This is a genomic window from Pseudomonas sp. QE6 (assembly GCF_041379005.1).
In the GTDB taxonomy this organism is placed as follows: domain Bacteria; phylum Pseudomonadota; class Gammaproteobacteria; order Pseudomonadales; family Pseudomonadaceae; genus Pseudomonas.
The window spans coordinates 1,364,987-1,379,285 of record NZ_CP166873.1; the positions used below are offsets into that span (position 1 = coordinate 1,364,987).

Annotated in this window: 10 protein-coding genes; 7 read left to right on the top strand and 3 right to left on the bottom strand. The window is 62.9% G+C overall.

Annotated features, from left to right (window positions below; all coding sequences use genetic code 11):
• Positions 1-2: 2 nt before the first annotated feature.
• Positions 3-2,219 (bottom strand): TonB-dependent receptor, encoded by a 2,217-nt coding sequence (locus ACAW63_RS06170; RefSeq protein WP_371232416.1) that lies wholly within the window; start codon positions 2,217-2,219, stop codon positions 3-5.
• A gap of 352 nt (positions 2,220-2,571) precedes the next feature.
• Here ACAW63_RS06170 and ACAW63_RS06175 point away from each other — a divergent pair, with 352 nt between their 5' ends.
• The gene (locus tag ACAW63_RS06175; RefSeq protein ID WP_371232417.1) at positions 2,572-3,309 is read left to right on the top strand and encodes a metallophosphoesterase; all 738 of its coding nucleotides are present in this window, start codon (positions 2,572-2,574) and stop codon (positions 3,307-3,309) included.
• Positions 3,310-3,327: 18 nt separating this feature from the next.
• On the opposite strand, the gene ACAW63_RS06180 is transcribed toward ACAW63_RS06175, so the two are convergent.
• Entirely contained in the window at positions 3,328-3,762 is a 435-nt protein-coding gene (locus ACAW63_RS06180; protein WP_371232418.1) for a CBS domain-containing protein, read from the bottom strand.
• A gap of 166 nt (positions 3,763-3,928) precedes the next feature.
• Here ACAW63_RS06180 and ACAW63_RS06185 point away from each other — a divergent pair, with 166 nt between their 5' ends.
• Entirely contained in the window at positions 3,929-4,108 is a 180-nt protein-coding gene (locus ACAW63_RS06185) for a hypothetical protein (protein ID WP_275609683.1), read from the top strand.
• 65 nt (positions 4,109-4,173) lie between these two features.
• Positions 4,174-4,905 (top strand): hypothetical protein, encoded by a 732-nt coding sequence (locus ACAW63_RS06190; RefSeq protein WP_371232420.1) that lies wholly within the window; start codon positions 4,174-4,176, stop codon positions 4,903-4,905.
• Between the two features lie 42 nt (positions 4,906-4,947).
• Here ACAW63_RS06190 and ACAW63_RS06195 read toward each other — a convergent pair whose 3' ends face one another.
• A complete protein-coding gene (locus tag ACAW63_RS06195) occupies positions 4,948-5,544 on the bottom strand; it encodes a hypothetical protein (RefSeq protein WP_371232421.1) in 597 nt (198 codons plus the stop codon).
• Positions 5,545-6,474: 930 nt separating this feature from the next.
• Between ACAW63_RS06195 and hsdR the strand changes: the two genes are divergently transcribed.
• From hsdR to ACAW63_RS06215, 4 genes are all read left to right on the top strand, one after another.
• Entirely contained in the window at positions 6,475-9,951 is a 3,477-nt protein-coding gene (hsdR, locus tag ACAW63_RS06200) for a type I restriction-modification system endonuclease (protein ID WP_371232422.1), read from the top strand.
• A gap of 241 nt (positions 9,952-10,192) precedes the next feature.
• Complete coding sequence (locus ACAW63_RS06205) at positions 10,193-11,191, top strand: Abi family protein (RefSeq protein ID WP_371232423.1); 999 nt, start codon at positions 10,193-10,195, stop codon at positions 11,189-11,191.
• Positions 11,192-11,265: 74 nt separating this feature from the next.
• Complete coding sequence (locus tag ACAW63_RS06210; RefSeq protein WP_371232424.1) at positions 11,266-12,813, top strand: N-6 DNA methylase; 1,548 nt, start codon at positions 11,266-11,268, stop codon at positions 12,811-12,813.
• A complete protein-coding gene (locus tag ACAW63_RS06215) occupies positions 12,806-14,281 on the top strand; it encodes a restriction endonuclease subunit S (RefSeq protein WP_371232426.1) in 1,476 nt (491 codons plus the stop codon). Before ACAW63_RS06210 ends, ACAW63_RS06215 begins: the two co-directional genes overlap by 8 nt.
• Positions 14,282-14,299: the final 18 nt, after the last annotated feature.

Consider the following 14,299-nt stretch of genomic DNA (forward strand, 5'->3'; position numbering starts at 1 on the left):
GCTCAGAAGTCGGTGGTGACCGAGACGCCGAAGGTGCGCGGGTCGCCGAACATCACGGCGGCGGTCTGGAAGCCGCCCGGCAGGGTGTGGTTGCGGTATTCCTTGTCGGTCAGGTTGTTCACGTAGGCGGTGACGCGGGTGGTTTCGCCCGGCAGCTCGTAGGTCACCCGCGCGTTGCCCAGGGTGTAGCCGCCGGAGCGCATGTTGGCGCTCTGGTCGTTGGTGAAGAAGTACTGGCGGCTGCGGGTGTTCCAGTCGGTGCCGAGGATCACCGCGCCGCCGACGTTCAGCGGGATGCGGTAGTCGGCGCCAAGCACGGCCGAGACGTTGGGTGCGCGGACGAAGTTGTTGCCCGAGTAGTCGTTGGGGCCTGAGGTGTAGTCGGTGAACTCGGTGTGCAGCAGGCCCAGGCCGAAGTTGACGTGGAGGTTCTGCACGGGGATGGCTTCCAGTTCGAACTCGGCGCCGTAGGCCTCGCCCTGGGCGCCGTTGGCCAGGCGCGAGACGGTCTGGTTGTTCACCGCGGTAACGATGTTGAGCTGGATGTCCTCGTAGTCGTAGTAGAACAGGCTGGCGTTGGCGTTCAGGCGGCCGTCGAACCATTCCGACTTCAGGCCCAGCTCGTAGGAGGTGAGGTATTCCGGGTCCACCGTGGCGACGGTGGCCTGGCTGGTCACGCCGGTGTTGTAGCCGCCGGAACGGAAGCCACGGGCATAGCGGAAGTAGGCGCGGGCGTTATCGGAAATGCGGTACTCCGGGGTCAGGTCCCAGCTGTAGTCGCTCCAGGTGTTGCTCTCGTCCTGGCTGGCGTTGGCGACCAGTTGTGAGAGGACGTTGTCCTGCTTCCACCAGTCGCCGTTGCCGAACACCGCGGGGCCGCGGTTCTGCAGGCGCAGCAGGTCGATGTCCTTGGTCTCGCGGGTCCAGCGCAGGCCGGCGGTGAGGCTGAAGTCATCGGTGAAGTTGTAGGTGGTGCTGCCGAAGACGGCGTAGCTCTCGCTCTGCTGGTCGTAGCTGACGTTGTTGTAGGAGCGCGGGATGTAGGGGTTGGTCAGCGCCGCGTTGACACTTTCCGCCTGCAGGTCCTCGTTGAAATAGTGGAAGCCCAGCACCCAGTTCAGCCGGTCGGTGCGCGGCGAGGCCAGGCGAAACTCCTGGGAGTACTGCTGGCTGTCGGCATAGGCGTAGCTGCGCTGCAGCTCCAGCGGGGTGTTGTCGCTGTCGGTCCAGCCGTCGCGGGTGAAGTGCTCGAAGGCGGTGATGGAGGTCAGCTCCAGGTCGCCCAGTTGCCAGACCAGGTTGAGGTTGCTGCCCAGCTGGTCGATCTCGGCCTGGTACTTGGCGTTGAAGTTGGCCTTGCCCAGCTTCGGGTCGATGGAATAGCCGAACTGGTTGGTGCCGTTGGGCCGGGTGCCGTAGCTGACGGTGTTGTAGCTGGCGGTGTCGTGGTAGCTGCGGGCGTGCAGGTTGAGGTTGGCGTCGAGGTCGTCGTTGATCCGCGCGGCGAACTGCAGGCGCACGGCGTCGTCTTCCAGCGCGCCCTGGTCGTCGTTGTCGTTGATGTTCTCGGTGTAGCCATCGCGGCCCTGGTGATGGAAGGACAGGCGCCCGGCCAGCTTGTCGTCCACCAGCGCATCGCTTACCGCGCCCTCGACGATGCGGTTGGCGTAATTGCCCATGTCGACCTTGAAATAGCCCTCGGGGCTGAAGGTCGGCTTGCGCGAGATGAAATTGATCGCGCCGCCCGTGGTGTTCTTGCCCCACAGCGTGCCTTGCGGGCCGCGCAGCACCTCCACGCGCTCCTGGTCGAACAGCGGGAAGCCGGTGGCGCTGATGTTGGCGATGTACACGTCGTCGACGTAGATGCCGATCGGGCTGACGGTGTTGGCGCCCTGGTCGCCGGTGCCCAGACCGCGAATCCACCAGCGCGGACGGCCGTGGCCGTCGGTGGTGCCCGCCGAGGCGTTGGGCGTGTAGCGGGTCACTTCATTGGCCGATTGCAGCGAGGCGTCGCGGATCTTCTCGCCGCTGAGCACGGTGATTGGCGCCGGTACTTCCTGTACCGACTCCTCGCGCTTCTGCGCGGTCACCACCACCTTGCCGAGGGTCGGCGCGGCGCTGGTCTCTTCAGTGTTCTGCGTATCGCCCTCGGCCGCATGGACGGCGACGCTGGCCAGGCTCGCCAGGATGGCAAGGGAAAGGGTGTTGCGTTTGAACATGGTGTCCCCAAGGGGCGGCGAAAGGACGGCCGGCTCTGTGGTGCTCGGTCGTCGCCGCAAGGCATCTAGCTGTTATTGCGTTGCTCTTGTGTTGGCTCACGCGTGATAAGGCCGGTTGGCTTGCTGGGGCTATCGCAACATCCGTACCGCTTTGTTGGTCGGCCGCAATGCATTGATATGTAAGGATTTTTTATTTCGACTGAAGATGTGTTGCTGCTGGGGAAGCAGCCCATGCTGGCCTGCCGCTGCGTGGGCAGCAGTGGGGCAGCAGGTCATCCGGCTTTCGTCGAAAGGCCATGGGAACGCCATCTGCCGCTGCTAAGCTGAAGTCCTGCAAGTCCTGGAGTTGGCAATGAATACCCTCCTGCCGGAACGCCCCCTGCAACGCTTCCCGCGCAATCTGCGTGGACGCGATTTCGTGGTGGGGGATGTGCATGGCCATTTCGAACTGCTCGAACGCCTGCTGGAACGGGTGGCATTCGATAGCGCCGCTGACCGCCTGTTCGCCGCTGGCGACCTGGTGGACCGTGGGCCCTATTCGCCGCGCGTGCTGGAGTGGCTGGAGCACCCCTGGTTCGCCTCGGTGCGCGGCAACCATGAGCAACTGGTGATCGACTCGGTGCTGGCCGGCGATGACCGCGACCTGCACTACCGCAACGGCGGCGTGTGGCTCTACGCCTTGCCGCAGGATGAACGCGAGCGCATCGCCCGACGCCTGCAGCGCCTGCCGTTGGTCATCGAAGTGGAAGTCGCGGAGGGGCGGCGCGTCGGCATCGTCCACGCCGAACCGCCGATCTCGCCCGCTTTCCCGGATTGGGACAGCGGCATGGCCGCCCTGGCCGGGGAACTGGGCAGCGCCGCCCGGCGTAGCGCGGCGGCATTGGCGATGTGGGCGCGCACCCGCATCGAGGGCGAGGACGATACGCCGGTGCCTGGCCTGGAGCGTCTGTATGTCGGCCACACGGCGCAGACCCGGGTACGCCGGCTGGGCAACACGCACTACATCGACACCGGCAGCGGCTATGCCGACGGCGTCCTGAGCCTGGTGGACGTGCACAGCGGGAAGGTGGAAACGGCGACCGCCCACTGAGCGGCCGCCGGCGTACGCTTACTCGCCGCGGATGTACTGCTCCAGCTGGCGGATCAGGTCGGCCTGCTCGGCGATGGCCGCCTTCACCAGGTCGCCGATGGACAGCAGGCCCAGCAGCTCACCGTTCTCCACTACCGGCAGGTGGCGCAGGTGGCGCTCGGTCATGATGCTCATGCACTTGTCGATGTTCAGGTGGGTTTCCACGGTGATCACCGGCGCAGTCATCACCTCGCGCACCGGCGTGTCCTCCGAGTTGCGCCCCTTCAGCGCCAGGCGCCGGGCGTAGTCGCGCTCGCTGAAGAAGCCGACCACCTGGTTGGCCTCCACCACCGGCAAGCCGCCGAGGTTCTTGTCCGCCATCAGGCGCAATGCGTCGATCACCAGCGCGTCCGGGCCAATGGTGTAAACCTGCTGGTCCGCCTTGGCGTTCAACAGCTGAGCCACATTCTTCATTCCTGCCCCCTTTCGTCGTCTCACGGCGCGATGCCCGAGGTTCATAGAGAATCGTGGACAGATGGCGATCCGGCAAGGTCGGAAAGCGGCGTACAGAGGATTGAAAGCGTCATGCTGCGGCTGCGCGACTTATACTGTCCTTCCCCTCCTGCTTCTCTGATCGACCATGACTGACGACGACCGCGATCTCCCCGAGCCCGAACATGACCATCTGCTCGACCTCGACGACGACCTCGACAGCCTGCTGGACGCGGACGCGGCGTACTTCGACGACCATCCGGATGACGATGAGCCGGAGGAATACCAGTCGGGTCTGGACGATGAGGACGATTGGCCGGAGGACTGATTCCAGACGGCTTCTTTGCGTCATGAAGTGCTGGCAGAATGCCCCAGACCAGAAGAGGGATCACCATGCGCTACCTCCCCATCGTCCTGAGCCTCGCCCTGCTGGGCGGCTGCTCCTCCTCGGTCCGCACTGACGAGCGCGGCGCCCCGATTTCCTTGTACCGCGATACCCGCCACAACCTGGTGGTGAATTTCCAGCCGGACCCCCAGGTGGCGGCCAACCCGCGCTGGCGCACGCTCATGAACAACTGGCGAGAGGCCCTGCGCGAGGAGGCGGATTCGGCGGACTATCAGCTGTCGGTCCAGGACGGCGAGCCGCGCGCCACGCAAACCCTGTCCACCCTGGTGGTGATCGAGGTTGGCGCTGGCCATAGCGCCAACAATCGCCCGCGCGCCGACGACGGCGAGTGGGTCACCTCCACCGTGCGCTACCACGACGGTCTCACCGGCCAACTGCTCGCTTCGCGTCGCTACGACAGCGAAGCCGAATCCACCGGCGACCTGTTCGCCTCGATGGGGGCGGCGCAGCTGGATGCGGTGTCCGAGCAGATCGTCGAGGAAATCACCGGCGCCCTGCTGGTCGCCCGTCCTTCCCGCCCGCTGCCGTCACCCACGACTCCCGCCGCCCCGGTCTCTCCGCAACGGAGCGTCCCCGCTCCGGTCGCCCCGACAGCGGTCGAAACCGTCGCCCACGCCGCCCCGCCGCGAAGCCAGGAGCAGCAGATCCTCGACCTGCAGCAGCGCAACCTGCCTTACGAGGAATACCGGGACGAGTACCGGCGGATCATGGGACGCTGACGGCGGCGCCGCGTCTCTGCGCCCTAGGTCGGGCGTTCGGGGCTACCAGAACCAGCCGTCGTCCGACAGCTCCTGCTGGCAGCTCTTGTACTGTGCGCTGTACAGCGAGGCGCGTGCCTGGACCTTCTGCGACACGTTCTTCAGCCACGGCTTGGCGTCGTAACTGCGATTGCGATAGCCGCCCCAACCCTCGTGGTAGTTCAGGTACTGGGCGTAGGCGTCCCACTTGGAGACGCGGTTGACGCTGTAGGTTTTCTGCATGTACCAGCCCATGAAGTCCAGTGCGTCGGCGAAGTCGTCGCGGTCCGCGCCCCAGTCGCCGGCGTCCTTCTTGTAGTCCGCCCAGGTCTCGTCCTTGGCCTGGGCGTAGCCGTAGGCGGAACTGACCCGGCCCCAGGGGATGAAGCCGAGGAAGTAGTAGCGGGGCGGCAAGGCGTCGTGCCTGAAGGATGACTCCTGGTACATCATCGCCATCGGCACCTGGATCGGTGCTCCCCAGCGCTTCTGCATCTTCAGCGCCGCTTCGTGCCATTCCGGCTTTTCGCGAAAGATCTCGCAGAGGTTGTCGGGATTGGCAGGCGGCTTGGTGGCGCAACCGGCAAGGGCCAGGAGCAGGGCTGGCATCAGGAGCCGAAGCATTGGCGGTTTATCCTTTTCGCGCGCGATGGCAGCAGGCTTATACAGTCTTTGCGGGTGAAGATGAATCGTATGGCGTCGAGGGCAATTTTGGCGCTGGAATCCGCCAGTTGCCCGGTATACCCGGTGGGAAGCGGCGGGCATGCGCAAGGCCGAATGGCCAGAAACAGGAAAGCCCGCTCAGGGCGGGCTTTCGGGTCGTTTCGCAGACCGCTTGAGGCAGCTCGAAACAGGGAGATGGCGCTCCGGCGAGCTTCTAACCTAATCTCTATCTATATGATATTTATGGTTTTGTTTTATTAATTTTCACCTGGTGTACATGCTGGTGTACACGAGCTCGGCTGCTGGGGTCGGAATCATTCGAAGCCGGCCCTTTCTTGGCTAAATGTTTGGGCGGATCTCAAAGCCGACCAACGGTTGTAGGTCTGCTTCACTGCGCTAGAGCTTCGTCAGTGCCTGCAGGGTCACATAGTCGCCTACTTGCCCCGCGCCCGGCTCGCTAGTCACTCGACTGGCGCTTCATGTAGCCAGAGCTACAGGTGCCGTTCGTTCGCATGATGCAGTAAAAGTCATCGTCCACTACCTCGGAGCTGGCCTGGATTTTGGCGAACCGCTCACGGCGTAATGCGGCGAGGCGGCGCTGTTTGCGGCGCCACCAGAAATAGCAGATCAGGCCGACCAAGGCCGCGCCCAATATTAGGTAAATGTCACTCGTAACTGACGGGAGGCTCATGTCATCACCAATTCGTTTTCGCGCGAGGCGGAGATGGGGGCTCTAATTCCAACACTGGTTCAACGTAGTTTGCCCCAACTGCTTCAGTGCATTTCTGCCCCTTTTGTCTGAAGTACCCCTGCCGACTATCGTCTGGCATCATCCAATTTCAATGCAAAACCGTTCCCAGATGGCCGGGCGGATGATTCAAGGGATGAAACATGGCAGCCAGTAGTAACTTCGCTTTTCTACAGGAACACGACCCGCTGTTCCTGCAATTGGCCAGCACCGCTGAACAAGTATTCGCCGCCGATCCCAACACCACCCTGATCAAACTACGCCAGCTCGGCGAAGCCCTGGCCCAGGATCTGGCCAGCCGCGCCGGCATCGAGTTCGACCAGCAGACCTCCCAGGCCGACCTGCTCTACAAGCTCGGCCGCGAAATCCAGCTGGATCGCAGCATCAGCAGTCTGTTCCACACCCTGCGCATCGAAGGCAACAAGGCCACCCATCAGTTCCGCACCCAGCACCGCGAAGCCCTCGACGGCCTCAAGGTCGCCCGCGCCCTCTGCGTCTGGTATCACCAGGCTCTCGGCAAGGCCGGCAGCAACTTCAAGCCCGGCCCCTTCGTGATGCCCAGCGACCCCAGCGCGCCGCTGCGCGAGCTGCAGGGTGAGATCGAACAGCTCAAGGCGCAGCTGCACGAGTCCAGCCAGCAGGTGGAAAGCAATCAGCAGCTCACGGCACTGCTCAAACGCGAGGCCGAGGAATACGCCGTGCTCGCCGAGCAGATGGATGCCGAGTCGCGCCGCTACAAGGAACAGGCTGCCGCCCATGAAGCCGCGCTCGCCCAGCTGCGCGCCGAACACGAGCGCAGCCTCAAAGCCCTGCAGCACGAGCTGGAGGCCAAACCCCAGGCCACTCAGCAGGTACTGCACAAGACCCAACAGGCCAGCAGCCATTTCGACCTGTCGGAAGACCTCACCCGCATCATCATCGACCAGCAGCTGCTCGAAGCCGGCTGGGAGGCCGACTCCCTCGACCTCACCCACGCCAAGGGCGCGCGCCCGGAAAAGGGCAAGAACAAAGCCATCGCCGAATGGCCCACCAGCAGCCCCAAGGCCTGTGCCGACTACGTACTGTTCGCAGGCCTTACGCCCATCGCAATCGTCGAAGCCAAGCGCAAGCGCATCAACATCAGCGCCTGCATCCCCCAGGCCGAGCGCTATGCCCGCGACTATCCGATGAGCGGCGAACAGCAGCCCGCCTGGGAGCTGGCCGGGCTCAGCCAGCCCTGGGCCGACGGCCAGGGCGGCCAATTCCGCGTGCCCTTCGCCTTCGCCTGCAACGGCCGACCCTTTATCAAGCAGCTGGCCGAACAGTCCGGCACCTGGTTCCGTGACCTGCGCAGCCCGGCCAACACCGGCCGCCCGCTGCCCAGCTTCCATACCCCGGAAGGCCTGCTCGACCTGCTCAAGCGCAGCCGCGAAGACGCCGAAGCCAAACTCAAAAGCGAAGGCTTCGCCTACCTCAAGCTGCGCCCCTACCAGGAAAAGGCCATCCAGGCCGTCGAGCAGGCCCTGGCCAACAACCAGCGCGATTGCCTGCTGGCCATGGCCACCGGCACCGGCAAGACCCGCACCATCATCGGCCTGCTCTACCGCTTCCTGAAGGCCGAGCGCTTCAAGCGCATTCTCTTCCTGGTCGACCGCAGCGCCCTCGGCCAGCAGGCCGTGGAAGCTTTCCACGACATGACGCTGGAGCAGAACCAGACTTTGGCGCAGATCTACGACATCAAGGAGCTCGGCGACATGGCCGCCGAGGCCGCCACCCGCGTGCAGGTGGCCACCGTGCAGTCCATGGTTCGCCGCGTGTTCCAGTCCGACAACCCACTGCCCATCGACGAGTTCGACTGCATCATCGTCGACGAAGCGCACCGCGGTTACACCCTCGACCAGGACATGACCGAAGGTGAACTGGCCCTGCGCGACACCGCCCAGTACCTCTCGCAATACCGCCGCGTGCTCGACTACTTCGACGCCTGCAAGATCGGCCTCACCGCCACCCCTGCGCGGCACACTAGCGAAATCTTCGGCAAGCCGGTGTTCACCTACAGCTACCGCGAGGCCGTGGCCGACGACTGGCTGATCGACCACGAACCGCCGATTCGCTACGTCACCCGCCTGGCCGCTGAAGGCATCCACTTCGCCAGGGGCGAGACGGTCAGCGTGCTCGACACCCAGACCGGCGAAGTGGAAAGCGCAGAGCTGGAAGACGAACTCGACTTCAACATCGAGTCGTTCAACCGCAGCGTGATCACCGAGGCCTTCGACCAGGTGATTTGCAGCGAGCTGGCCAAGGAGCTCGACCCCTTCGGCGAAGAGAAGACCATGATCTTTTGCGTCAACCAGAAGCACGCCGAGCGCATCAAGCGCCTGCTCGACGACGCCTTCGCCGCCCACTACGAAGAGCAGTACAACGAAGCCGCCGTGCGCATCATCACCGGGCAGAGTGACAAGGTCGACCAGCTCATCCGCCTGTACAAGAACGAGCGCTTCCCCAACATCGCCATCACCGTCGATCTGCTCACCACCGGCATCGACGTGCCAAGCATCTGCAACCTGGTGTTCATGCGCCGGGTACGCTCGCGCATCCTCTACGAACAGATGAAGGGCCGCGCCACCCGCCGCTGCGACGACATCGGCAAGACAGTGTTCCGCATCTACGACCCCGTCGACCTCTATGCCGCGCTGGAAGCGGTCGACACCATGCAACCGCTGGTGAAGAACCCCAACGTGCCGCTGGAGCAGCTACTAACCGAGCTGGCCAACCCCGCCAGCCTGGAGGCGCCCGGCAGCCGCGAGGGCGCCAGTCATGCCGACGACGTCCTCGATCAGCTCGGCCAGCGCGTTATGCGCATCCTGCGCAAGGCGCAGCACAAGGCCGAACACAAACCCACGCTCAAGCAGAGGCTCGACGAGCTGCAGGAAGCCTGGGGCGTGCCGCCGGCCGAACTGCACCAGCACCTGCATAAACTTGGCCCACAGCAGGCCGCGCACTTCGTCAGAACCCACAGCCGTCTGCTGCAGCAGCTGGACAGCGTCAAGGCCCTGCTCGCCTCAGAAAACTACCCGGTGATCGCCACCCACCCTGACGAGCTCAAGGTGCGCGAGCAGAACTACGGGCAGAACCAGAAGCCCGCCGACTACCTGGAAAGCTTCCACGACTTCATCCGTAACCAGCTCAACCAGTCCGCCGCGCTGGCCGTGGTGGTCAACCGCCCACGCGACCTCACCCGCGAGCAATTGCGCGAAGTACGCCTGCTGCTGGACAACGCCGGTTTCAGCGAGGCCAATCTGCAAAGCGCCTGGCGCAACGCCACCAACCAGGAGATCGCCGCCAGCATCATCGGCTACATCCGCCAGGCCGCTATCGGAGAAGCCCTGCTGCCGTTCGAGCAGCGCGTGCAGCAGGCCATGCAAAAGATCTATGCCCTGCAGCTCTGGACACCCGTTCAACGCAGATGGCTGGAACGCTTGGCCAAACAGCTGGTGCATGAAGTGGTCATCGATCCACAGCAGGTTAACGACGCGTTCAGAAATGACGGTGGGCTCAAAGGCCTGGATCGAAACCTGGGTGGCAACCTGGATCGAGTGCTGGAAGCCCTGAATGACAATCTGTGGTCAGCCGCAGTATGAGCGCTCCGATAGCCGCCCAGCTCAGTACTCATACTTCCTGCATGCAGGGTGCTCGCAGCAGCTTTCTAGTGGACGTCCGTCCATCAGAGCAGTGCCAAAGAGCCTGCGAAAGAGTGCCAAATTTCTTGCAAAACGATGCGCTGATGCATAACCTCTCACGCAACACACCCGCCATGCCTATGGTTGCTTCGGCAGCTACGCACAAATTGAGCGGGTTTTTTATGCCCGGTAGTTTTTCCGCATGAAGCCCTTCGGCAAGCCAGCCATCGACATTCCTGCGCAGCTGGCCCTGCTCAAGCAGCGCGGGCTCATCATTCAGGATGAAGGCAAGGCGCACTGCTTTCTGGAAGCCGTCAGCTTCTTTCGCCTTACCCCCTACATGCGCCCGTTCCAGCTATCGGAAGATGCCGATCACGGCTTCAAACCGAACACGCGCCTACAAGCGCTCACCCGCCTGTACGACTTCGATCGTCGGCTGCGCCTGCTGGTCATGGACGCTATCGAACGCATTGAAGTCGCCACTAGGGCCGTCATCAGCAACCACATGGGGCCGCAATGCGGCTCGCACTGGTACCTGGACGCTCGTTTCTTTCAGCGGGGCTATCGCCACCAGGCGCTGCTCGACAGCATTCGCAGCAAGCAGGACAAGGCACTGCAGGATCATCTGCGGGAATGCCAGCGCATCGATGCCTCCCAAGCGCCGGATGCCCGCAAGGAGCAACTCAAGAGCCTGCGCGCCAAGGAAAGCTACGCGCGGCACTACGCCCTGACCTACAACGCCCCCGACCTCATGCCCGCCTGGGCGGCCATGGAGGAAATCACCCTGGGCGACCTCTCGCACCTGTACAAAGGCCTGGCCCGTGACGCCGACAAAAAGGCCATCGCCAAGCGCCTGAAGCTGCCGGCCCCACTACTGCAATCCTGGCTGCACACCCTGACCACCATCCGCAACATCTGCGCCCATCACGCGCGGTTGTGGAACCGCGAGCTGGGCATACGCCCCGAGCTGCCCAGAACGGTCAATTTCCTCTGGCCGCAGCATCTGCAACAACAGGGGCAGCATGCCCGGATGTTCACTGTGCTGTGCATCCTCAACCTGCTGATGCGCCAGGTCAGCCCGCATACCAGCTGGGACAGGCGCCTGCATGAGCTGCTGAACGAGTTTGCCGAGATCAACCTGCCGGCCATGGGCTTCCCGCCCGACTGGCAAAACGACCCGTTCTGGCAAGCGCCCGGCTAAACCCCATTTTCCCTCGTGAGCCGAATAGCCCATTTATTCGGCTCACGGCATGAGCCAATTAGAGAAAGTCCGCTATGACCAACACCGATATCGTCCAGAAACTCTGGAGCCTCTGCGACGTCCTCCGTGACGACGGCGTCAACTACAGCGACTACGTCACCGAACTGGTCCTGCTGCTGTTCATCAAGATGGAATACGAGCAGGTGCAGAACGGCAGCGGCTTCGAGCACAAGCTGCCCGCAGGCGCCCGCTGGCCGGACCTTACCGGCAAATCCGGCCTGAACCTGCTCAACCACTACCGGCAGATGCTGTTGGATCTGGGCAAGAACAGCGACCCGCTGATCGCTGCCATCTACGCCGACGCCCAAACCCGCCTCAAGGAGCCGCGCCACCTCGACCAGCTGATCCAGAGCCTGGACGGCATCGACTGGTTCAGCGCCCGTCAGGACGGCCTCGGCGACCTCTACGAAGGCCTGCTGGAAAAGAACGCCAGCGAAACAAAGTCCGGCGCTGGCCAGTACTTCACCCCACGCCCGCTGATCGACAGCATCATCCGTGTCATCCGGCCGCAACCCGGCGAAGTGATCCAAGACCCGGCCGCCGGCACCGCCGGCTTCCTCATTGCCGCCGATGCCTACATCAAGGAGCACAGCGACGATCACTACGACCTCAACGACCGTGAGCGCGCCTTCCAGCGCAACCAGGCCTTCGTCGGCATCGAGCTGGTGCCCGGCACCCGCCGCCTGGCCCTGATGAACTGCCTGCTGCACGGAATGGAGGGCGACGCCGAGGGCGTGGTGCACCTGGGCAACGCCCTCGGCCAGGCCGGCGTGAACCTGCCCAAGGCCGATGTCATCCTCTCCAACCCGCCCTTCGGCACCGCCAAAGGCGGCGGCGGCCCCACCCGCGACGACCTCACCTACAAGACCAGCAACAAGCAGCTGGCCTTCCTCCAGCACATCTACCGAGGCCTCAAGCCCGGCGGCCGCGCGGCGGTCGTATTGCCGGACAACGTGCTGTTCGAGGCCGGCGTCGGCACCGACGTGCGCCGCGACCTGATGGACAAGTGCAACCTGCACACCATCCTGCGCCTGCCCACCGGCATCTTCTATGCCCAGGGCGTGAAGACCAATGTGTTGTTCTTCCAGAAAGGCTCACCGGACAACCCGCGTCAAGAACAGGGCTGCACCCGCAGCGTATGGATCTACGACCTGCGCACCAACATGCCCAGCTTCGGCAAGCGCACCCCCTTCGGCGCCCAGCACCTCAAGCCCTTCGAGGAGGCCTACGGTGCCGATGCCAACGGCACCAGCCCGCGCGCCGAGAATGTCGAGGGCATCGCCGAGCAAAGCCGCTTCCGCGTCTTTACCCGCGAGCAGATCCGCGAACGCGGCGACTCGCTGGATATCAGTTGGCTCAAGGATGCCGACAGTCTGGATGCCAGCGAGCTGCCGGCGCCCGAGGTGCTGGCCGGTGAGGCCATGGCCGAGCTGACCGAGGCCCTGCGTGAACTGGATCAGCTGATGCAGGCGCTGGGGGCCGGGGATGAGGCGGAGCAGCAGAAGCGCATGCTGGCGGAGGTGATGGGGTTGGCGGTGGCTCAGGAGGTTGGGGATGAGTGAGTTGCCGGCTGGCTGGGCACTTGCTCGTTTGGAAGACTTGGCCGAATTGAATCCCAAACAGAGCTTTGATGATGAGCTGGCAGCGGGTTTCGTCCCGATGTCCCATGCGCCAACCAACTTTCGGGACAAGCTGCGTTTCGATGAGCGCCCGTGGGGTGAAATCAAGAAGGCTTACACGAACTTCAAAGATGGAGACGTGATTTTTGCCAAGGTCACGCCCTGCTTTGAAAACGGCAAGGCGGCCTTTGTTGAAGGAATGCCCAACGGTATCGGTGCTGGTAGTAGCGAGTTTTTCGTGCTTCGGCCGAGTTGCGATGGGGTGTCGGCCAAGTATCTGCTTGCCTTGGTCAAAAGCCATGATTTCCTGAGCGAAGGCGCGGAAAACATGACCGGCGCAGTTGGTTTGCGCCGAGTGCCCAAGCAGTTCGTGGAAAGCTATTTAGTGCCCGTTCCGCCAGCTGCAGAACAAACCCGCATCGCCCAAAAACTCGATGAACTGCTGGCCCAGGTCGACACCCTCAAAGCTCGCATCGACGCCATCCCCGCCCTGCTCAAACGCTTCCGCCAATCCGTCCTCGCCGCAGCGGTTTCCGGGCGGTTGACGGAGAAATGGCGAGAAGTAAATTCGGCATCAGAAACAGGCTTAGATGTAATCAAGCGAGACCAGTTGGCCAAGCAGGCTCTGCTGGAGGAGCAACCAGAACTCAAGAAAAAGAAGTCATCAATACAGTCTGAGATTGATGAGGATTATCTTTTTGCAATCCCTGAGGGCTGGGCATTTACAACATGGGGGAAAATTTCCGAGTGGATCACATACGGATTCACTCGCCCAATGCCGAAGTCTGAATCAGGAAAGAAGTTACTGACAGCCAAGGATGTTCAACGCTTCGCGCTTGAGCTTGTCGAGTGCGGGCTCACAACGACGGATGCGTTCGAATCACTTTCGGACAAAGACCGTCCTCAAAATGGCGACCTACTCATTACCAAGGATGGCAGCATCGGTCGCGCGGCCTTAGTCAGAACAGAGGAAGACTTTTGTATCAATCAAAGCGTTGCGGTTTGCTGGCTGCGATCTACGGCAATGAACAAGAGTTACCTGGAGCTGCTTTCCAATAGCGACTTCACTCAGCGCTTTGTACTGGACAAAGCGCAGGGAATGGCAATTCAACACTTGTCGATCATTGATTTCGCTAAATGCCCTGTTCCAGTCCCCCCGAAGAGTGAGCAAGACGAGATTGTTCGTTCGGTCGAACAGCTCTTCGCCTTTGCCGATCAACTGGAAGCCAAGGTCGCCACCGCCCAGGCCCGTATCGACCGCCTGACCCAAAGCATCCTGGCCAAGGCCTTCCGGGGCGAACTGGTGCCCCAAGACCCGAATGACGAACCCGCCAGTCTGCTGCTCGAGCGCATCCAGGCCCAACGCGCCGCCGCCCCCAAAGCCAAACGCGGCAGAAAGGCTTCGGCCTGAGCAGACCATCGATTCGCT